General features: G+C 48.6%; 16 protein-coding genes. 7 read left to right on the top strand and 9 right to left on the bottom strand.

The genetic code is table 11. The features are described 5' to 3' along the window. Positions 1–659: class I SAM-dependent methyltransferase (locus ACO6V1_RS04880; protein ID WP_422447576.1), on the bottom strand; the 659-nt coding region annotated here is incomplete at its 3' end. A 285-nt stretch (positions 660–944) separates the two neighbouring features. On the opposite strand from ACO6V1_RS04880, the gene ACO6V1_RS04885 reads away from it, so the two are divergent. Next, positions 945–1652: a SapC family protein gene (locus ACO6V1_RS04885; RefSeq protein ID WP_422447574.1), complete on the top strand. Its 708-nt coding sequence runs from the start codon at positions 945–947 to the stop codon at positions 1650–1652. Positions 1653–1698: 46 nt separating this feature from the next. Next, positions 1699–2520 (top strand): serine protease, encoded by an 822-nt coding sequence (locus tag ACO6V1_RS04890; RefSeq protein WP_422447572.1) that lies wholly within the window; start codon positions 1699–1701, stop codon positions 2518–2520. A gap of 105 nt (positions 2521–2625) precedes the next feature. Here ACO6V1_RS04890 and ACO6V1_RS04895 read toward each other — a convergent pair whose 3' ends face one another. Next, complete coding sequence (locus ACO6V1_RS04895; protein WP_422447570.1) at positions 2626–5046, bottom strand: glycogen/starch/alpha-glucan phosphorylase; 2421 nt, start codon at positions 5044–5046, stop codon at positions 2626–2628. Positions 5047–5512: 466 nt separating this feature from the next. On the opposite strand from ACO6V1_RS04895, the gene ACO6V1_RS04900 reads away from it, so the two are divergent. Continuing rightward, the gene (locus tag ACO6V1_RS04900; protein ID WP_422466038.1) at positions 5513–7558 is read left to right on the top strand and encodes an alpha-amylase family glycosyl hydrolase; all 2046 of its coding nucleotides are present in this window, start codon (positions 5513–5515) and stop codon (positions 7556–7558) included. Between the two features lie 52 nt (positions 7559–7610). Here ACO6V1_RS04900 and glgX read toward each other — a convergent pair whose 3' ends face one another. The 7 genes from glgX to ACO6V1_RS04935 all read right to left on the bottom strand — a co-directional run bounded on the left by glgX (position 7611) and on the right by ACO6V1_RS04935 (position 17876). Then, a complete protein-coding gene (gene glgX / locus ACO6V1_RS04905) occupies positions 7611–9722 on the bottom strand; it encodes a glycogen debranching protein GlgX (RefSeq protein WP_422466040.1) in 2112 nt (703 codons plus the stop codon). A 378-nt stretch (positions 9723–10100) separates the two neighbouring features. After that, entirely contained in the window at positions 10101–11684 is a 1584-nt protein-coding gene (locus ACO6V1_RS04910; RefSeq protein WP_422466042.1) for a family 43 glycosylhydrolase, read from the bottom strand. A 51-nt stretch (positions 11685–11735) separates the two neighbouring features. After that, entirely contained in the window at positions 11736–12536 is an 801-nt protein-coding gene (locus ACO6V1_RS04915) for a TrmB family transcriptional regulator (RefSeq protein ID WP_422447562.1), read from the bottom strand. A 78-nt stretch (positions 12537–12614) separates the two neighbouring features. Further along, positions 12615–14396, bottom strand: coding sequence for a glycoside hydrolase family 13 protein (locus ACO6V1_RS04920; protein WP_422447560.1), 1782 nt, complete (start codon positions 14394–14396; stop codon positions 12615–12617). 9 nt (positions 14397–14405) lie between these two features. Next, entirely contained in the window at positions 14406–15239 is an 834-nt protein-coding gene (locus ACO6V1_RS04925) for a sugar ABC transporter permease (RefSeq protein ID WP_422447558.1), read from the bottom strand. Beyond that, positions 15239–16534: a carbohydrate ABC transporter permease gene (locus ACO6V1_RS04930; RefSeq protein WP_422466044.1), complete on the bottom strand. Its 1296-nt coding sequence runs from the start codon at positions 16532–16534 to the stop codon at positions 15239–15241. Before ACO6V1_RS04930 ends, ACO6V1_RS04925 begins: the two co-directional genes overlap by 1 nt. Positions 16535–16643: 109 nt before the next feature. Beyond that, positions 16644–17876 carry a maltose ABC transporter substrate-binding protein gene (locus ACO6V1_RS04935; RefSeq protein WP_422461455.1) on the bottom strand — a complete coding sequence of 411 codons (1233 nt, stop codon included), beginning with the start codon at positions 17874–17876 and terminating at the stop codon, positions 16644–16646. A gap of 450 nt (positions 17877–18326) precedes the next feature. On the opposite strand from ACO6V1_RS04935, the gene ACO6V1_RS04940 reads away from it, so the two are divergent. The 4 genes from ACO6V1_RS04940 to ACO6V1_RS04955 all read left to right on the top strand — a co-directional run bounded on the left by ACO6V1_RS04940 (position 18327) and on the right by ACO6V1_RS04955 (position 22150). Further along, positions 18327–19370, top strand: a complete 1044-nt coding sequence (locus ACO6V1_RS04940) for a hypothetical protein (protein ID WP_422461453.1) — start codon at positions 18327–18329, stop codon at positions 19368–19370. Between the two features lie 15 nt (positions 19371–19385). After that, positions 19386–20432 carry a UDP-3-O-(3-hydroxymyristoyl)glucosamine N-acyltransferase gene (gene lpxD, locus ACO6V1_RS04945; RefSeq protein ID WP_422447550.1) on the top strand — a complete coding sequence of 349 codons (1047 nt, stop codon included), beginning with the start codon at positions 19386–19388 and terminating at the stop codon, positions 20430–20432. 62 nt (positions 20433–20494) lie between these two features. Then, positions 20495–20983, top strand: coding sequence for a hypothetical protein (locus ACO6V1_RS04950; protein WP_422447548.1), 489 nt, complete (start codon positions 20495–20497; stop codon positions 20981–20983). 36 nt (positions 20984–21019) lie between these two features. Then, positions 21020–22150, top strand: a complete 1131-nt coding sequence (locus ACO6V1_RS04955; RefSeq protein WP_422466046.1) for an ABC transporter ATP-binding protein — start codon at positions 21020–21022, stop codon at positions 22148–22150. Positions 22151–22250: the final 100 nt, after the last annotated feature.

The following is a 22250-nucleotide window of genomic DNA, read 5'->3' on the forward strand; positions in this document are numbered from 1 at the left end:
CGCTTGATGGCAATGGTAAGCCCATCGGAAACAGGCAATATCATCATATCCACACGATCATCGTCGTGAATTTTCCGGTTTAATGCTTTCAGGGCAGCAGTGTCATCATCACTTGCTTCTGCATCTGCTACTCTCCCGCTCCACAGCACGTTATCGATAAGAATCAGCCCACCAGGGCGAATAAGCTGCAGGCATTGTTCGTAATAAACGTCATACCCCGTTTTATCCGCATCAATAAAAGCCATATCAAACTGATTCAGTTCACCATTTCTGATCAGTTGATTCAGGGTTTCAGACGCCGGAGCCAGGTGAAGTTTGATCCGCTCAGAGACACCGGCTTTTTCCCAGAAGGGTTTGGCTATGTCGGTATACTCACTGCTGATATCACAGGCAATCAGCTCCCCATCATCGGGCAGTGCCAGGGCAACAGAGAGCGCACTGTAACCGGTGAAAACACCAATTTCGATGGTTCTGCGGGCATTGGATAGTTTGGCCAGCATGGCCATAAGCTGCCCTTGCTCGGCAGAGATTTGCATCATTCGGTAGGGATGGTGGCTGGTCAATTCTCTGAGCTCTTTTAATGCCGGGTGCTCACGCAGACCAACGTTATAAATATATTGATAGAGCGTATCATTGAGTTGCAGGGTTTCAGTGGACATTGGTGGGGACTCCGTTTAATTCCTGAGAAAAAATAAATCAAAGATATGGTTGTTATTACTGACTATTAAGTCAGGAATGAAGCCTGAAAATGAGTGGTTTTTATTCATTGTCATCATTCTTCTGCAGCAATCGCTTACTCTTCACAATCATATAACATTTTATTCGTTGATACCTTTAATGTGCTATGTAAAAATTTTAAGCTCAGGTCAGCTTAAAAATGTCAAAATAACTATTTTTAGAAGTGGTTTTATATCCAGACAAAACAAGAGAGGCGGCCCCTGATTATGGCAACATTACTGTTTTACAATGAGCCGACATTTCTCAACCGGGAAGTGCATAAGACCCTTAAGTTCAAGGCATCTGACGACTACTCTTTCACCGAAGAGGTAAACTCTGTACCACTGACCGGTATCGAGTTTTTTGAAGCCAGCCGTGATATGCCAGTGCTCTTCAGTAAGGATGAGCAGGGCAACTTTTTCCCCCTTGCCCTGCTTTCGCTGATGGATGCAGGGCATAAGCACCTGGGTGAGGCGGGCAGCTGGAGTGACAGCTATATTCCTGCTTTTATCCGCCGTTATCCTTTCGCCCTGACCGATGAAGGCTCTGTTTGCTTTGATCAGAAAGCCAGTCAGTTTGCTGGTGAAGAAGGTGAAGCACTTTTCAGTGATGACGGTGAAAATACAGAAACCCTGAATAACATTATTCAATTTCTTAATAACTATGATCAGCAGTATAAGAATACCCTTGATTATTGTCATGAATTAAAAGCGCTTGATCTGTTATCTCCGTTCAATCTCCAAATTCTCTTGGAGAAGGATAAGCCCCTAAGGCTCGAAGGGTTATTAGTTATTGATGAGAAAAAACTGAATTCCATTCCCGAAGAAAAAGTGAAAAGCTGGTTTGATTCCGGTTGGCTGGCGTGGACCTATGCACACTTACACTCTCTGGGTGCATTAAACCGTCTTGTTAAACGACAGAAAACACAACTGTAATATCCATGACCTCTTTGTGATTTTAACATTGAAAGGGACTTCAATAGTGAAAAAACTCCTGCAGATGGCCGTGTTGGCATTAAGTCAATTAGTTTTAGTATTTGCTGTAAGCGTCAGTGCGCATCCTGAAAAGACGAGTAACTATTCAGGAATAAAAATTGTTGGTGGTGATGAGCTTTCTCCATTTTCCCGTCCTTATATGGCGTCATTAAGAGTATTGAGAGAGGTGCATTTTTGTGGCGGGGCCTACATTGGTGGCAAGTATGTCCTGACGGCTGCCCATTGCGTCGAAGACATTCAGGATTATGCCGAATTTATTTCCGTCTGGTTGGGGGGGCATAAACTCAGTGAGCCGGGTGCTGGCCGTTTCTACCGGGTGGCAAGGCTTTATATACATCCAGACTATAACGAAGAAACCATCGATAGCGATATTGCCATTATTGAATTAGAGCAGGACGTTGAGGGTATTGAACCTGTTCGTCTGATTTCTGAAGAACACTTTGCAGACATTAATAAAGGTTCAGTATTTGAGGTGATGGGCTGGGGAACCCTGGGGTATGAGAAGGGACAACCAGACACGCTACATGTGGTTCAGGTGCCCTATGTGGAGAGAGAGCTTTGCAACTCCGGGCAACATTATGACGGAGCGATTACCAAAAATATGCTGTGTGCTGGTTTTGATGAAGGAGGCAAAGACTCCTGTCAGGGCGATAGTGGTGGTCCCATGGTTTATAACCACCAGGGTACCTGGTACCAGCTGGGTGTCGTAAGTTGGGGCTACGGCTGCGCTGAGCCGGGTTACCCGGGAGTCTATACCAACATCGTTGAACTGTTGGGTTGGGTAAGGCAGACAGTGCCTGATATTTGATTCAGTACTCCTCACGTTGAAGCACAGAAAGTCAGTGGTTTAGGAACAGATTAACAAGAATAATTAGCGGCAGCTCACGCTCAGTAAGCTGCCAAAACCACCTGATTATTTACTATTCCAAACCTTCTCAGCATAGTCAGCAATAGACCGGTCCGAAGAGAATCGACCCAGTCGTGCGGTATTCAGCACTGCTTTGCGCCACCAGAGCCTTGGCTTACGGAAAGTGTCGGACACTTTCTGCTGAGCTTCACGATAGCTGTCAAAGTCAGCCAGAGCCATAAACTGGTCACGATGCATCAGATCTTCCGCAACGGGTTTCAGCAGGTCGGGCTTGTGCTGGCAGAAGGAACCATTCATCAGGGCGTCAATGGCCCGCTTCAGTACCGGATTACTCTCATAATAAGGGTATGGGTTGTAACCCTGCTGCTGCAGTTCGGCAATCTCATCGACGGTTTTTCCGAAGATAAAGATGTTCTCATCGCCCACCGCTTCGGCAATTTCCACGTTGGCTCCGTCCAGTGTCCCAATGGTCAGTGCACCATTCAGGCCCAGCTTCATATTGCCGGTACCGGAGGCTTCAAAACCGGCAGTGGAGATCTGCTCGGAAAGATCGGCGGCAGGAATGATCTGTTCCGCCAGGGTGACGCGATAATCCGGCAGGAATACCACTTTCAGGCGGTCATCCAAACGACGATCGTTGTTAATAACCTGGGCGACCTTGTTGATGGCCAGAATAATCTGTTTGGCCATTACATAACCTGGTGCAGCTTTAGCGCCAAAAATAAATACCCGTGGGGTATGTTCGGCATCCGGGTTATCGAGCATTTCGTGGTACAGGCTGATGATGTGCAACAGGTTTAACTGCTGACGCTTGTACTCGTGCAGTCGCTTAATCTGAACATCGAACAACGCATTGGGGTTAACATTGACCTTGCACTCTTTTTCAATCAACCGCGCCAGTCGCTCCTTGTTTTTGAAACGGACATTGGCAAAGGCATCGAGAAAATCGGGAGATTCCGACAGTGGTGTCAGTTTTTCCAGCTGGTCCAGGTCAGTACGCCACTCTTTGCCGATATTTCGATCCAGCAGTCGTGCCAGGCCCGGGTTACAGTGAGCCAGCCAGCGTCTTGGGGTAACACCGTTGGTGACGTTGACCAGCTTGCCGGGATACAGGGCGTCAAACTCGGGGAACAGATTGGCTTTAACCAGACCACTGTGCAGCGCGGCAACACCATTGACCCGGTGACTGCCAATCACCGACAGGTTAGCCATGCGGATCATGCGATCACCGTTGTCCAGCTCTTCGAAGATGCTGACTTTCTTGATGATCTCTACATTGTCGCCCCATTGTTCTTTAGCCTCTCCGTTCAGGAAGACGTAGTTGATCATTTCAATGATCTGCAAGTGTCTTGGAAGCACACGGTCCAGCAGGGAGGCAGACCATTTCTCCAGGGCTTCTGGCAACAGGGTGTGATTGGTGTAGTGGCACATTTCCTGAGTGATGGCCCAGGCCTGATTCCAGACCATGCCTTCTTCATCCATCAGCAGGCGCATCAATTCCGGAATGGCAATAGCCGGGTGGGTGTCGTTCAATTGCAGTGCGTAGTGTTTTGCCAGACTGCTTAATGGCAGGCCACGCTGCTTATGCTGGCGGATAATGTCTTTGAGGGAGCAGGCCGTGAAGAAGTACTGCTGGATCAGTCGCAGATCTTTACCCTGAGGCGTTGAGTCTTCAGGGTACAAGACACCGGAAATGGTATCACCATCCACCAGGTTACGGCAGGCTTCCAGATATTCACCCTGGTTGTATTTATCCAGATCAATAGGATAGGCACCCACCAGGCTTTCCCAGAGACGGAGGCGGTTTACATAGTTTCCGCCAAAGGATGGAATGGTGATGTCCCAGGGCACACCGAAAAGCTTCTTGCCAGGCACCCAGTGGTTATTGCCATCGTTGTCCATTTCCATATGACCGAACAGGCCAATCTCCACGGTCTCGGATGGACGACAGGTTTCCCACGGGCTGCCAAATTCACGCCAGACATCCGGCTTCTCTTTCTGGTAACCATCCACAAAAATCTGACGAAACAGACCATAGCGGTAGTTGATGCCGTACCCGGTGGCTGGAATATGCTGGTTGGCCAGAGAATCCATAAAACAGGCGGCCAGACGACCCAGACCACCGTTGCCCAGGGACATGTCCCGCTCCTGATCCAGAACATCAGAAATGCGTACGCCGTGGGATTGCAGCAGGGTGGCTGCGGTTTCGTAAAGTCCAAGGTTCATCAGGGCGTCACCCAGCAGGCGTCCCATCAGAAATTCCATGGAGAGGTAGCAGACATGACGTTGCGGCTTTGTCTCTTTGGTGACGCCCAGGCTACTTTCCTGAAGCTGGTCCAGATTAATGTCACGGAGTACCAGAGAGAGGGCCTGCCACCAGTCGCGATGTGTGGCTTGCTTCGGGGTAGTGCCCAGTTCACGACGCAGGTTTTTTTCAAGCTCTGTGGTAAATGCTTTCTGATCCATGTGATGCGTATCACTCTTGTTGTGCTATCAGGTTGGCTTTTTCGCTGATGATCTGTTTCAGCGGCTTTGCAAAAGAATCCTAGTGTAATGGAAAAAGATGGTTTGTTGTTTTGTAAACGCTTTCAGTCTTTGTGCTGATTGAAATGTTTTAAAAGATAGGATTGCACACCACCAACCATGTGTTGTTATTTAATAAGTAAACATCAATGTGTCAAAGTGAAAAACAGGCGTCAAGTAAATTAATTTCACCTTTTGCGCATTGTTGTAAACCTCTGAAAACGATTACAACTATTTTGAATAGAAAATAAAAATGCTTTAAATCAATGCATTGAAGCTACTCAAAGCGATAATGGCGGGCGGCGCATGACCTGTGTCGTTATACAACTTTGGGGAAACAGCCACTAATATTTTGCATCTCTTTCCCATCCTCTTTTCAGCAATGTAATGTGACCAATCGGAGGACCCAATGACGAAGCCAAAAGCATTGGCTGTGGCCATCTCTGCGCTTTCTGCCTTGCTGGTGACTGGCTGTGCCAGTCAGTCACCTGATACAGCGTCTAAGGCCAGCACCAGCCTGACACCGGCTTATGACTGCAGCGCCAGCACCCGGGCAAAAGCCAACGATCTGAGAATTTATCAGATTATGGTCGAAAGCTTTGTGGATGGAGAAAAGGGAACCGGTCACGGCACCGGCTACGGTACCAGTCATCACCAGGGGGATTTGCAGGGTATAATTGATTCGCTGGACTACATCCAGTCACTGGGTATGAATGCCATCTGGATGACACCAGTCTTCAACTCGGAACCCGTTGCAGGCCAATCACACTGGGATGACCGGCTGGATGCCACTGGCTATTTTGCGACGGATTATTTTGCCATTGACCCACGCTTCGGGACCCTGGAGCAGGCAAAAGAACTGGTGGAAAGAGCCCATGCCAAAGGGCTGTATGTATTTTTTGATGGTGTATTCGGCCATCATAAGCAGTCCGGTGTCGTGCCATCGCCATCTGGTTTGCTGCCATCTGGCAGTCACAATCCTGTTGACTATCCCGAGAGCCTGCCATTTTACCGGGAGGTAGCAACCTGGTGGGTGAGGGAACTGAAAATAGACGGCTGGCGTCTGGATCAGGCCTATCAGGTGCCCACCGAAGCCTGGACAGAAATTCGCAAAGCCGTGGATGAAGCTTCTCAGTCAGTGACTTACCAGAACCACAAGGGTGAAACTGTCAATCCATTGGGCTATATGGTGGCGGAGATCTGGAAAGAAGAAAACACCATTCAGAGGGTCGGCTACGGTACCGGGGAGAATCCGGCGTTGTGTTCTGCATTTGACTTCCCCATGCGTTATCGCCTGGTGGAAACCTTTGCAGTGAATGAAAACGGTATGGGTGGTAAAGGCGGAGACTGGCTGGATGAAGGCATGAGCCTGCACTCACTCTATCCGAACCATGCGCAACCTAACCTGATGCTGGGTAATCACGATGTAGTGCGCTTTGGTGACCTTCTGCAGCGTGGCGGCATTGCCAATCCGGACGATGCACAATACTGGTTGCGGCATAAAGCGGCCCTGTCATTTATGGCAGCCTACACGGGCCCCATCACCTTGTATTACGGCGATGAAATTGGTGATGAAACGCCAGACTTTTCTGAAAAGCAGCCGGATAATAACTGCTCCATTCGTGGTGTGTGTGATGACCACTCGGGACGTACCAGTGCCAAAATTGATGGGTTAACCGCTGAGTTGAATGCACAGCAGCGTGATCTTAAAGCCTATGTATCGTCATTGATGACGTTGCGGGATAAACACCCGGCGTTGTCTGAAGGTGAACGCATTAACATCCGTGCAGAGAAAGAGGTCTACGTCGATCACAAGCAAAGTGGCGATGATGCCCTGCTTTATATGGTCAGCACCGACAGCGCTTTCCAAATGGTCACTTTGACAACGGCAGAAGCCGGTTCCGAAGGGAGGCTGGTGGATCTGCTCACGGGAGAGGTGTTTTTCCCGAAAAACAATGAATATTCCATTCGCATGAAAGGCTTTGAATCACGATTCCTGCGCATTGCCAGGCCTGTTGCAGCCGGACCAAAGGTCAACAAACGAGATGCCAGCTCGATGACCGGCGAAGGTTTTTTGGCCCAGTGCGACAACCCAACAGTGAATGAAGCAGGCCCGGCACAAGATACTCTGTTTGTAGTGGGCAGCTTTCCGGACTCTAACTGGATACACAAGCCAGCCCGGGCTTTTCAGTATAAAGGCAACGGCGTGTATCAAACCGTCACCAATGAGCGCAAAGGCAGCTATCGCTTCCAGTACGCCACAGCCAGCTGGAGCCCGCAATACACGGCTGCTGATCTGTCACAAAAGCCGGGGCAGGCAACTGCCGGGAAAAACGGTGGGTATGGTACCGATACCTCGGTGATGATACCGGAGGCGGGACGCTATGTATGGAGCTTAACGTTCAAAGACAGTGGTGAGATTGATCAGGTGATGGTTTCCCGCTGTGCGGAGTAATTGTGTAGATTAACCGGTCGGCAACCCATCTTCGGAGTGGCCGACCTGCCTGTTAATTCATCTCTTTAAGCATGATCAGGCTGTGCGGCTGAACTTCATAGCTGCACTGATCAACAGACGGTTCGTGAATAAAAGAAGACTCTTTGTCAGTATTCACCACAACCGTCCGGTGTTTGAATTGACCGGTTTCAGGAATCAATACTCTGCCTACATGTTTGCCAGCGTTCAGGATGACCCAGATAGCACCTTTTTCAGCATCATTCGGGTCATGAATTTTAACCGTCAGGGTGTAACAGTGGCGCTCACTGAAATAAAGAGGGTCAACGACGTCACCCTTCGGGGAATGTAACTGGTATTCTATGTGGCCCAGACCATTGGTCAACAGTGGTTCATTGCGACGAAAATGCATCATTTGTCGGGTAAAATCGTGCATTTGTGCACCGTCAGAGTCGGTGTTGTGCAGCCAGTCCCAGTGCAGCCAGGCGATGGGGGAGTCCTGACAATAGGCATTATTATTACCATCCTGAGAGTTGCTGAACTCATCGCCAGCTAACAGCATGGGTGAGCCTTTGGCCAGCATTAACATGCCCACCAGATTCTTCCGGCTGCGCAGGCGGGCTTTATTGATGTCCGGGTTGTCAGTGACGCCTTCTTCACCGTGATTCCAGGAGTAATTGTGCTCGTCACCATCCCGCCCGTCCTCACCATTGGCAAGGTTATGGCGCTGATTGTAAGAAACCAGATCCATCAAGTTAAAGCCATCGTGACTGCAGATATAGTTGACGGTGGCAAGATAACTTTGTTCACTGAACAGGTCTTCTGAACCGGAAAAACGCCAGGCCATTTCAGTTTGTACCCCTTTGCTGCCTTTCCAGAACTTCCGGCAAGTATCACGGTAACGGTCATTCCAGGACTGCCAGTCAGAGGGGAAGTCGGTCATATGATAACCGTCCGGCCCAATATCCCAGGGCTCGGCAATCATTTTTACCTGGCTCAGAATCGGGTCCTGGCTCACGGCATAAAAGAAAGGCGCATCTTTACTGTAATTACGGTGCTGGCGGGCCATGGTGGGGGCCAGGTCAAAACGGAAACCGTCGATCTGATACTCCACTACCCAGTGACGCAGTGCGTCCATAGTCAGGCGCAGAGTCTGGTGGCTGTCGAAGTTGATGGTGTTGCCGCAACCACTGTAATTCTCCGAGGAAATGCCACCGTCGTGTTTGTTCATATGGTAGTAGTCGGTTTCAGCCAGACCACGCATGCTCAGGAATGGACCACCATGGCCACCTTCGCAGGTATGGTTGAACACCACATCCATAATCACTTCAATGCCGGCGCGGTGCAGCTCCCGTACCATGGTTTTCATTTCAATCACCGGGTCGGAAATGGCATAAGGTGTGTGCGGTGCCATCATGCACAGCGGGTTGTAACCCCAGTAATTGGATAACCCAAGGTGAGTGAGTCGCTCTTCACTGGTACTGTAGGTAACCGGCAGCAGTTCAACGGCAGTAATGCCAAGGTTTTTCAGATATTCAATGGTAATGGGGTGGCACATGCCCAGATAGGTACCACGAATATCCTCCGGAATATCCGGGTGGGTTTTGGTGAATCCCTTGAGGTGGGTTTCGTAATAAATGCTCTGCTGGTCCGGAGTGTGTGGATGGGTTACGCCTTGCCAGTCAAAGGTGGCATCACGCACAACACTGCGGGGCATTTTGGTGGCGCTGTCCTGCTCGTTGAATAGCCATTGATCATTGTCGTCTGAAATATAGTCAAAAATGTCCTGGCACCATTGCACATCGCCACTGATTTCCCGGGCATAGGGATCCATCAGCAGTTTGTTCTTGTTAAAGCGCGGCGTGGTATTGGGTGACCAGTAACCGTCTGCCCGGAATCCATAGTGCTGACCTTCGAGAATACCTTCAATATAAAGGTGCCAGATGCCCTCAGCGGAAGGAAACATTTTCAGTTGTTCTTCATTCCCCCGTGCATCAAATAACGATAAAAACAGTTGTTCTGCTCGCGGGGCGTACACAGAAAAGTTAACCCCTGTCGCCTGATTACCCGGTACTGCCACAAGATCGGCATTAACCAAAGTGGCACCCTGTGGGAAGGTTTTTCCGGGAAAGGGGCAATAGGTCTGGGTGGCAGACGGTGTATCCATAGCGTGTGAAGCTCTACATAGCGTGATCAGAAAAAACGGCGTGTATTATTAGTTTTCAGGAACAAACAGAAAAGCACGCCGGTCATGTAAACGATTACAGACTTTTATAAAGAATTGACTTAATTAAAAACATGTTGAATAGAAAATCTGTGTAAAGGACTCTCCTCAGGGATCGGCTCCTGAAGGAGTCAACACCCCAACCGGCCGCCATGCACCATGATATCAGGGTTTCATAGTGCATAGCGGTTGGGGTAAGAAGTACGATTCGACTTTTGTGCACTACGGGTACGCATGCGAACCGACCACATCAGACTTTCTAACGGATTCCATTCGATAGTCACACCACATCATGATGGTGGCCGCAAGCAGCGCAACTGGCTAATTCAGGAATTTAACATCTGAGAAGTCTGCAAATACTTCAGATGTACCCTCTGGATTGACGCCATAAAGACAGCAAAACGCACCTGTGTAGTATCTGGATAACATCGAATCAATCGGGATGCTGTTTATCACTGGTACTTTTTGTCCATTGGTTATATAACCACAGTCGTACCCGTTTTCAGCACAATGAACGAATAATTCCAACGCTGTTGTTTTGTCAGCAATGGTCGCTGATGCAAGCACCACATCATTGAGTTTGACGATTAAACCAAGACCATTATCATTTTGCGAGACACCCAGTAACAGATGATGGTTGTCTTTTTGCAATATACCTATACCAATCTCACTACTGCCCATAGTATCCGGTATATGCAGGGTGGCCTGATAATTGAAATAGCTGTGTGATTGTCGAAAGCCAATAACGGTGGATTGGCTACGCTCCCGGACAGGTTGCCTCGGCCAGATTCTCAAGCGCTGTTGTTCTGGCAGAATCTGAAAGTGACTGGCTTCTGGCAGTCGCCGAAAACTCCACTCTTTTTTCAGAGTCTGGCCAGAAAAATCATCATAAAAGTTACCATTACCAGGCTGACTTGATCCCGGAAACGGTAACGGCAGGTGTTTTTCCACTTTGCCGGTATCGGGAGCGCACACTGGCCAGAGCATATCCCGGTTGTCCGGGTTTTCTGCTTCCCAAACCACAGGAAGCAGATGGGTTTCTCTGCCCATGTTGGAACGGCTGGCAATGTCATTACGAATCCCCAGGCAGACCATATACCAACGGCCATCAGCCAGCTCAACCAGGTCACCGTGGCCGGTGCTGTTTACCCAGTAATTGTGGGTCAGGTGACGTGAGGTTAATATCGGGTTTCTTGGATTACTTCTATACGGTCCGGTAATAGCGTCACTGCAGGCAACCGTCACGGCATGGTAAAACCCCGTTCCCCCTTCTGCTGTCATTAAATAGTAGCGACCATTGTATTTATACATATGAGGGCCTTCCACCCAGTCTCCGCCGGTGCCCCGCCATAGAAAGTAACGCTCACCAATCAGGGCGGTATTGTCCAGGTCAAGCTCCTGCAACCAGATTTCACCTTCACTGGGGTAGGCTGGATCACTTGGGCTATGGGTTCCCACGTACCACACCCTGCCGTCATCGTCGAAAAAAATATCGGGGTCGATGCCCGGTGCGCCGCTGATCACCTTAGGCTCAGACCAGGGACCAGCAGGATTTGTCGCTGTCAGAATAAAATTCACACAGGGATTGAAATCTGCTGGTGCCTCCAGTGGTATATAGACATTAGTGGTTATCAGATAAAAGACACCGTCTTTATATCGAATAGTCGGCGCATGAATACCGCCATCGGACTGTACATCGGTCAGAAACACCGGCCCCTGACACTGTTCCGGTCGATCCAGGGCGTGACCAATCAGTTCCCAGTTGACCAGGTCACGGCTGTGGTGAATGGGCAGCCCCGGAAAATACTCGAACGAGGAGTTAACCATATAGAAATCATCACCGACGCGACAAATGGACGGATCAGGAAAGCTGCCGGGTAAAACAGGATTGGTCATTTCAGTCATGGGGGTTGGGTTCGTGATTAAATTGCAGATAACAGGGAGTGGCAAAGGAGCTTATAGTGCCTGTCGTTCATGGTTGGTATTGATGGCGATGTTCACCAGGTCAAGGGGCTTATCCCCTAATAATCCCGATAGATAGATATCGCTGTGAACATGCTCGGAGATGATTCTTACCAGAGTTTTCTCATTGGTGTAGATGCCCTGAGCCTCAGTCAAATTGGAAAATACCAGTGTTTCCAGTGTGTCGCGGACCAGCATGAACCGGGTAGAGGGGAAGTCATGCTCTGGAATATGGGAACGTGAAAAGAACTCAATGCCTTCAACCGGAGAGTGCATCTGGTTAAATGAAAAGCAAATCACCCGGACTCCTCGAGTAATAGCCTCTTGCAGCTCACGCTGGAACAGAGTGATATCAAAGTCAGTATTAATATAAAGCTCGTTTTTACTGTCGTTTATAAGTTCTTTAATTTTCAGTATCAGGCTCTCATACCCTGACAGATTGAAAAAAAAGGGTTTTTCCTCTGAACGGGATAAAACGGCCAGCTCTTTTTTCAGGACTGTAATATCGTCAATGGTTTTTTCCCGGATTTGCGCCAGAATCACGTCAGGTGATTTAGCTTCGTACTCCTTTACACTGCCGGAAATCATGTAGAGATAGCCTTGCAGGTACAGGTTGTCTATGGATGAATAAATGGTTGAGCGGGTCATGCCTAACGATTTGGCAATCTGATAACCGTTGGTCCTGCCATTTTTCAGCACATCAAGATAAACCAGTGCATCCGTTTTACTGAAACCAAAAGTCGTCAAACGTTGAACAATATCATTATATTTTTGTAAATCTGTTGTAGTGCTCATCGTGCAAAACCATACATCAAAAATGTTATATTCCTGACCCAGCTGCGCCCCAGTTAAGGGGCGCAGGCTTTGGTCTGTTTATTGACTCTTGCTCATCCTGTAGCCATAGGGGGCTAGCTGGACAGTCTCACCTTGCAGGTTGACCGATTGGGCAACAGCAGAGTTATTCATCACGATTTGCCACTGGCCACGTTGATAGGCAATACAATGATCACTGTCAACATCAAGCCAATGCACGGTCGGAATATTGAAATCAGGCTCACTTTTGCGCAGGACAATCAACTCCTGGATAAATTGTCTGAACTCAAGGTCCTGCTTTTCTTCCTCCCAAACCATACAACGGCGATTGGCTTCGCTGCCCATTCCCCGCCCGCCACTGAGGGCAACTTCACCGCCATAATAAATGCAGGGCGTACCTACCTGGGTAAACATAAACAGGTAGGCCAGCCTGGCTCTTGCTTTATTCTCTCCACACAAACTTAAAATACGAGAAGTGTCGTGGCTATCCAGCAGGTTGAACATCGCCTGGTTGGCGGTGTGAGAGTAAGCACAGTAGGAACGGTTCACATCCCAGATGAAGTCCTGCTTGTTACTCAGATCCAGGGCAAAAAAGTCCAGCACTGCCTGGGTCATCGGATAGTTCATTACCGAATCATACTGGTCGCCACCAAGCCAGGCTGAGGCATCGTGCCAGATTTCCCCGAGAATATAGCAGTCAGGTTTGATTGATTTGACCACCCGGCGGAAATCACGCCAGAAGTCGTGGTCAATTTCATTACCCACATCCAGGCGCCAGCCATCAATATCAAAATCCTCAACCCAGCGTCTGGCAACGTCCAGCAGATACGCACGACACTGCTCGTTCTCGGTGTTCAGTTTGGGCATGGATGCCACATTGCCAAAGGTTTCATAACGCAGGTTCTGGTAGTCCCACTGTTCACGGGGCTTGTCTTCATACACCGGGAACTCGCGAATCCAGAACCAGTCATGGTAGGGCGACGCCTTGCCATTGGCGACAACATCCAGCCACAACGGATGTTGATCACCCACATGGTTAAACACAGCATCGAGCATCACTCTCATCCCACGACGGTGGGCTTCTTTTACCAATACGGTAAAAGCTTCATTGCCACCCAGGGAAGGGTCAACATTGAAGTAGTCCACTGTGTCATAACGATGACTGGCGTTGGCGGTGAACACCGGGCAGAAATATAAGCCATTGATGCCCAGGTCCTGAAGGTAATCCAGTTTATCGATTACCCCCCAGAGATCCCCGCCCATAAAGTTATCCTGCGTTGGTTCTGTGCCCCAGGGCATCGTACCAGCGGGGGATATGTCCGGTCGGCCATTGGCAAAACGGTCCGGAAAAATATGATACCAGATGGTTTTCTGTACCCATTCCGGCGTTGCCAGGACATCACGGGGGTTGATATAGGGGAAGCAGAAGAAATTACTGAGATTACTCAGTTCCACTTCTGCCACTTTGGTATCGGTAATATCAACACTTTTTCGCTCGCCAAACAGTATCTTCTGGCCAGTGCTTTTCGAATGCAGAATAAAACCGTAGCGTGCCCGACGCCTGGGTGGGGTGAACTCAGCCAGCCAGCAGGTTTGATGTTGCGTTTCGGCCTCGACGGTCATGGGGATTTCACGTCCGCCGGTCCAGCCGTGGGCATCGCTGCCTCCAAGGTTACCGCCGTCCAGGCCTCCGACTGCCCACTCATAGGGGTCACCGATCCAGAGGGTCACTTTTTCGATTTCATCCTTGGCTGAACGCAGGCGAACATGCAGGGTGCTATTATCGCGGGCGTAGCACATGGCGCTTTTCGGGTTATGGACCAGAGCACTCAAGGTAATCATTTTCAGGGGTTACTCCTTAACCGCGCCACTGACCAGGCCAACAGTAATGTGCTTCTGGGTGGCGACAAACAACAGGGTGATAGGAATGGCCACTAACAGTGCACCGGCCGAAAACAGGGTATAATTTTCTGCGGAGTTAGAGGCGATCCATTGGAAAATGCCCACGGCCAGCGTCATTTTTTCTTCGCTGCGCAGAATCAGTGTGGGCAGAATAAAGTCCATCCAGGGGGCTGTGAATGAGGTCAGCCCGACAAAGACCAGTATCGGTTTGGCCAATGGCAAAATGATTTCAAAGAAAATGGTCAAATGACCGGCGCCGTCTATTTTGGCCGCCTCATCCAGCGACGTTGGGATCGCGTCAAAATAGCCCTTCACCAGCCAGGTCATAAAGGGTAATGAGCCGGTGACGTAGACAAACAGCAGCCCGGTAAAGGTGTCGATCAGGTTCAGCTTGGACAGCAATACATAAATCGCGGTGATAGAGAGGAACGCCGGGAACATCTGGATAACCAGAATCCCCATCATGACATTGCGTTTACCTTTGAACCGGTATCGGGAGAAGATAAATGCCGTCATCGTCACCACAATGATGGAGATGGCCATATTGCTGAAGGCCAGGACAAAAGTGTTGGCATACCATTGCAGATATGGGGTATCGGTAAACAGGGCCCGATAGTGATCCAGGGTAAAGGAAAAGTCGGTAAACGAACTGCTAAACAGGTTTACCCCCGGCTTGAACGACGCCATCACGGTCCAGGTAATGGGGCCAAGCACCAGGATAGCGTTGATGGCCAGCAACAGGTATACGGCGAAAACACCGGCTTTATGCGTCAGTTTGTTCATTACCGCATACTCACATCGGTCTTGAAGGAGTTCATCCTTCTAAACTGCCAAATGGCAATCAGTGACAAGAACAGGAAGATGATGATGGAAACCACGGCAGCGATATTGTACTGCTGGAAGTCCAGGGTCAGCTTGTAAATCCAGGTAATGAGAATATCGGTGTGGCCGGCAAAGCGATATTCCGGATTAATGGGTCCACCCTCCGTCAACAGATAAACCGCACCGAAATTGTTGAAGTTGAACGCAAAGGTCATGACCAGAGAAGGGGCTACCTGATGCAGGATCATGGGCAGGGTAATCTCTTTGAACTGCTGGAACCGGCTGGCACCATCAACTTCACTGGCTTCATAGAGTTCTTTGGGGATATTGGTCAGGGCACCGGCAATCAGGAGCATGAAGTAAGGGGCTCCAGTCCAGACACCGATGGCAATGACCGTCACTTTCGCCAACACGGGGTCCGATAAAAAAGGAATGGACTCAATGCCAAAACCATTAATGATTGAATTTACCGGACCAATGCCGTTTAACAGCAGGCGGAAGATCAACAGGCTGACAAATGCCGGAATGGCGTAAGGCAGCATGAATATAACGCGCCATACCTTTTTACCGGCGATGTCCCGATTCGCCAGGGCAAGCGCCAGAACAAAGCCAAAGCCAAAGGTGAATATTGTTGAGCAAACCGCCCATATAACCGTCCAGCTGCCGACACCGAGCAAAGTGCTTGACCAGATTTTCAGCTCAAACAGGGACAGGAAATTTCTAAACCCAACCCAGTCCACCAGATTTTTTGGTGGAATATGTGCTGGCGCTGCGTAATTGGTGAGAGAAACCAGTACGGTAATCAGTATGGGCAAAATAATGAATGCCAGTGCAGCAATCCCCGCCGGGGTTAACATGATGAGGGCAAAATGCTCATCATAAAAGGCCCGCAACTGCTGTTTGAAGCCGATGGTGCAAGGGGTAATGTTAACGGCATCTTTAATGTTCAGCAGGTACGCAGCAAGAAACGCCACGGTCAGAAAGATGGCAAGTACCCCTTCAACCAGCATATGAATAGAGTGGTCGCCGTGGATAATTTTGAAACCCACGCGATGTTGTGCGGTATCACCAAGGGTGATAAAGCCTTCCAGTGCTGTTAGTAAATCAGCAGCAAAAAGTACCAGCACTATCTGCACTGAAAGATAGAAACACCCTTTTATATAATGTCGGTTTAACAGCTGGGTCCCCCCCATCAGAAAAACCGACAGAGGTGGTAGCTTGTTAGCCACCCTGGGCTGATCCATGGCTGTATCCATAGCCCCTCCTAAACAGTATTAATCAGTTGCCGTCAATAATGATGTCGTCAATCCCACCATGCCCGGGAGTTATTCCGAAATAATGTCCCTGGTCAGGGTGGGGTGTTTGTTATTCCTGGAAAGCAATCTGCTCTTTGATCACCATTAAGGCGTTATCCAATGATTTTTCCGGTGTTTCGCCATTGACCCAGCTTGCGGTAATGGCGTTAGCCATGGGAGACCAGACATAGCCCATTTCCGGAATGGAGGGCATGGCATCGGCATAAAAACCCTGGGCAATAAAGGCTTTGGTTGCTTCATCAGCCGTTGCACTGTTGGCGATTTCTGCCATCAGATGATTCAGTGGTGGGATGGATCTGGTCATCTCGAACCGTTTTTTCAACATGGCTTCTGACGCCAGAAAGTCAGCAAACAGTTGTGCGGCAACGGGATACTCTGTGTAAGAGGAGACCACTGCCAGCCTGACTGTGGAGAATGTGCGCGGATGCTTTCCTTCCAGTGTTGGCATCGCCACGACGCCAACATTAACTCCCGATTCCAGGTGGCTTTTTGTTGCCCATGGACCGTCAACAATGGCGGCAACTTTACCTTCAGTGAACAGGCCTCGACGCACCTGGGTGTTGCGCATATCCACAGGGTTCGAGTCATTGGCTGTTTTCAATTTAAGCATGGCGGCAAGGCCGCGTTTGGTCGCTTCGGAATTTACCCCGATATCATCTGCATCGGATCCTGCCTTGCCAAATTCATAGCCGCCATACATGGACATAAACATTCGGGATTCATAGTAATTTTGTACGTCCCACAGCAGGGCATAACGGTTTTCAGTTCGGTTGTTAAATGTGGTGGAGAACGCAATCAAATCTTCAAAGGTCTCTGGTGCCTCGGCCAGGATGTCTTTGTTATAGAACAGGGCAGTTGTCGCATAGCTGACGGGAAAACCATAGCCTTTGCCATCGGCTTTGGCTGCTGAGGCAGCACTGGAAATAAACTCTTTATCAACACGATCGGCACTGACCAGGTTTTCCATAACCGCGCCGCTGACGACTAATTTGCCCAGCATATCGTGTTCAATCTCGGCGACATCAGCAACCCGGGCGGTGCCACCGTCCTGAATCAGGCGTCCGGCACTGTTCATTGGCGCCAGTTGTCGGAACCGGAACTGAACATCGTAGCCAAAGGTTTCGTTAAACGCCTCGGTGGCATAGTCCATATAATCCATGGCCAGCTCATCGGTCCAGATGAGCAGTTGTGCATTCTTTTCAGGTATCAACTGTTCAGCGGACCCAATGCTGGCAGACAGTAACGAAAGCGTGAACGCCAGATTTTTATAAAGAGGTTTCATACTGTTGGCTACTCAATCACAATTCACAGGGTAGTACATGGTGGAATACCACATTTTTAATCAAAAGAAAAAATGGCGCAATGGTTAATCATTCATTTTGTTGCTGATTTTGTTTATAAATAAATTTTATTTGAGAAAAAATGATTAAATTGATTCAGATCAATATTTTCATATTGTAAAAGCTGAACTAAAGGCGTTTAATCACACCACAAAAACACATTGTTGAACATACTGCAGGTTATATGTTTTCAGACTCAAATTGTTGAATTACAGGGTTGTCATTCTATGACTTCCGATTGTTTTCGATCTCTGACCTTGTTGCAGTTGTTCGTATTTTTTCACTGAAGAGTTGTAAGTAACTAAAGGTTACATTATTAGCTGTCCGTTATTTTTGGATTGCATTACTTCAATTGAATAATTGCCAGATTATTTGCCACTTGGGGATTCCTGATGAGAAAAAAGTTACTATCAGTTGTTATTGCTAATGTTATCGGTTTATCGGGTGCTGCATCAGCCGATGAATTTACTGATTTCCTGCGTCAGGCAAATAATGGAGATAATTTATCTGCCAGCAATGAAGGCATAAACCTGTCTGGTCACTTTGGTTCATCAATCGAGTATGAGACAAAAACAACCACAAACTGGGGCTACGGTGAAATCAAGGAAAAAATCATTACCAATGAAATTGGTAATGTGTTTTTAAATATTCAGGATCTGGGCCTGCGCGCTAACTACTCATTAAAAACCATGAGCCGGGAGCAGAAAAATTACGATACTTCCGGTGCCAAAGGTTACTATGAGAATGAAGATTCTCTAAAGCACCTGATCTTACTTGATCGGCCCTTTGCCCTGAGTGGTGGCTGGGGAACGGGTTTGGGCTATGAAGCGGAATACATTACCAGTGAAGTTGTATCAAGCTCTGCTAATCACCACGAAAAAAACTCTCTTGAGCAAATCATTCGACCATACCTGACTTATTGGAATAATAACTACAACGCTGGTTTCTATGCATCGGCTGAATACCTGGACCTGAGTTTTGACAATGGTAGTTGGGGGACAACCGATGAGGGGGGCTACAGCTTAATGTTCAAGCCCTATAAGAATTACGGCAACTTTCAGTTCGAGCTGGAGCTGTTCTACCAGGTCAAAGATGATAATGAGACCGTTCATGCCGGCGGGGTCAAGAAGTATGAGTTTACTGAGAAATACATCCAACCGACTATTCGTTACAGCATAGATAATGCTGGTCTGGTTTACCTGACAACCCGGTTCACAAAAAACGAAACCACCGACAAAGGCGCTGGTCCGGATTACTTTAAGGACGTCGTCAAAACCTCTATTGGTTACGAGACCGATCTGGGTGAGAACTGGATGGTTAAGGCCGAGTATGAATATACCTATGAAAAAGAGACCACTAATGACCCCAGGGAAGCAGGCTTGAGCAAGAAAGTGGATAGCCACAAATTTTACGCCCATGCTCTTTACAGGTTTTAATCTGGTGTAAATCCCATGCTTAACGCCCTTGATATTGCTCAACAACTCCACGGTCGTCTGTTTGGTGATGGCAACATCACAGTAGACAGTATCTGCCCGGTATCGGCCAGCAGGCCAGATGCCCTGGCTATTGTGCTCTCCAGGCATGACCTCAAGTTTATTGATCATTGCCAGGCAGCCATTGTGGTTGGACCTGCAGCCATAGGCAATATCAAGGCACCGGCAAAAATAGTGATTGATGCATTGGATGTTACTTTGCTTAACCATCTATTGCGTTACTACAAAGCTGAAAAATACCACCTGTTGGATCAGGAGAATGTGTCCACTATTCCGGGTGTATTCATTGGCAAACATGCCCGCATCGGCAAAGGTTGCCATTTTATGCCGGGAGTTCGCATACATAATGGCGCAGTGATTGGCGATAATGTTGCCATACATGCCAATACCGTCATTAAGGAAGGGACGGTGATTGGCAATAATGTGACCATTGATTCCAATAATTCCATCGGTAATTTCAGCTTTGAATACATGCTCAATAGTTCTGGCGAATATGAACGGCTGGAAAGTATTGGTCGGGTCATTATTGAAGATAATGTGGACATTGGCTGCAACAACACCATTGATCGGGGTACTCTCGGAGACACGGTTATTGGCCGGGGCAGCAAAATTGATAACCTTTGCCAGATTGGCCACGACTGTCGTATAGGCCAGCACTGCCTGATCATTTCACAATCCGGTGTTGCCGGTCATACCATCCTTGGTAATCGGGTTACGGTGCATGGGCAGAGTGCCATTGCCGGTCATCTGCATATTGGCGATGGTACGGTGATTCAGGGCAAGTCAGGCGTCAGCCGTTCCTGCCCACCACGAAGCAAGCTGTTTGGTTATCCTGCCAGAGATGCACAACAATATATGAAATCAATGGCTACGCTTAATGCCCTGTCAAAGGGTAAAGCCCCAATGATTTCAACCCGGAACGTTAAATCGCAAAAACCGGAGCGTGAAGCCCACGGCGAAGCGAGCTGGTTCGGAAAAATACGACAGAAACTTTATTTTAAATAAAAAACACACGTCTTTGTTATTTATCTACGTTGGCGACTGGTCATTGTCGCTATGGAGTTAATATGAAAATCAAAGTCCTGGCAACCCTTACCCTTGCTGCCACTCTGGCTGGTTGTGCCGGAAATCCTGCTAATGATACGGCTGCTGCATCAGCGGTCAGCACCAGCCCCGTTGCCAGCTGTAATTTGCCTGATGTTGCCGGTAGTGGCCCTGTTCGTCCGCCCATGTACGTTACTGGCACTTTCTCCGATGGGCAGTGGATGCATCAGGAGCATCGTCGTATGTCTTACAAGGGGGATGGCATTTATCAGGTCATCATGGAGAATGAGGCGGGCCCGGTGAACTTCCAGTTTGCCAGTATGGGTTGGAAACCACAATTCACCGTGAGTGGTCGGGCATTGACCGTCGGACAGGAAGGTAAGTTAATTCGTGGTGGGTTTATGAAAGATACCCGCATCAACTTCACCGAATCCGGCCTTTATGTCTGGGGCTTCCAGGTTGATGCTGAAGGCAAGCCGAAACTGGCTGCGATTGCCCAGTGTGCTGAATAACCCTGTTACCTGAAAGATTATCTGTGGAATGACCGGATGGCTAACGTAAGCTTAAAAAGCGTTGAAAAAAAATATGACAATGAATTTCAGGCGGTTCATGGTATTGACCTTGATATCCATGACGGCGAGTTTATGGTGTTCGTTGGTCCGTCCGGCTGTGCAAAATCCACCACGCTACGCATGATTGCAGGGCTGGAAAGCATCACCGACGGCGAAATCCGGATCGGTGAACGCGTGGTGAATGACTTGCCTCCCAAGGACCGGGGTATTGCCATGGTCTTTCAGAACTATGCGCTTTACCCCCATAAAACCGTTTTTGACAATATGGCCTTTGGCCTGAAAATGCAGAAAAAGTCGAAAGAGGAGATTCGCCAGGCGGTTGAAGAGGCAGCAGAAAAACTGGAAATTACCGATCTTCTGGACCGCAAGCCAAAAGAGATGTCCGGAGGTCAGCGACAGCGGGTTGCTGTTGGCCGTGCCATTGTGCGCAAGCCTGATGTGTTTTTGTTCGATGAACCGTTATCAAACCTGGACGCCAAGCTTCGTGTTTCCATGCGGGTAAAAATTGCCCAGCTGCACCAGCGTCTGAAGGAGGAAGGTAACCCTGCCACCATGATTTATGTTACTCATGATCAGACAGAAGCACTGACACTGGGTGACCGAATCTGCGTACTTAATAAGGGTGAAATCATGCAAGTGGATACCCCTGCCAACTTGTACAATTTCCCGGCTAACAAATTTGTCGCTGGTTTCATTGGTTCTCCCTCCATGAACCTGGTAAAAACGGTTATTCATAAATCGGATGCGGGACTTTTTGTAGAACTTGCACCGGGGGTGAAGTGCTTTATCCCAAGAGCCAAACAGGTATTGCAGCAGGAGCAGATTGATCAGGCGGTTTACTTTGGTATTCGCCCTGAGCATATCTCCCTGGCAAATGACAGTGATGCTGTTAATACGGTTGAAGGCATGTTGACGGTTGTCGAGAATATGGGTAATGAGAAATATCTGTATTTCAAAGTAGGCGATAATGAGCTGATTGCTCGAGTGAACGACCATACCATTACCACAGCTGATATTGGTCGCACAATGCGCTTCAATTTGAATACCGAAGCTTGTCATATTTTTGATGTGGAAAATGAAAAAAACCTGACGATCATTAAAGGGTAAGCGGCAAAGTAAACCACGTACAACCACTCTATTGCAGACAAGCTCTATTATACAGCCACCTTGTTCCCACGGCCCCCGTGGGAATGCATATCGAACCGCT

The sequence above is a fragment of the Endozoicomonas sp. ALC013 genome, assembly GCF_049310205.1.
Lineage (GTDB): Bacteria > Pseudomonadota > Gammaproteobacteria > Pseudomonadales > Endozoicomonadaceae > Endozoicomonas.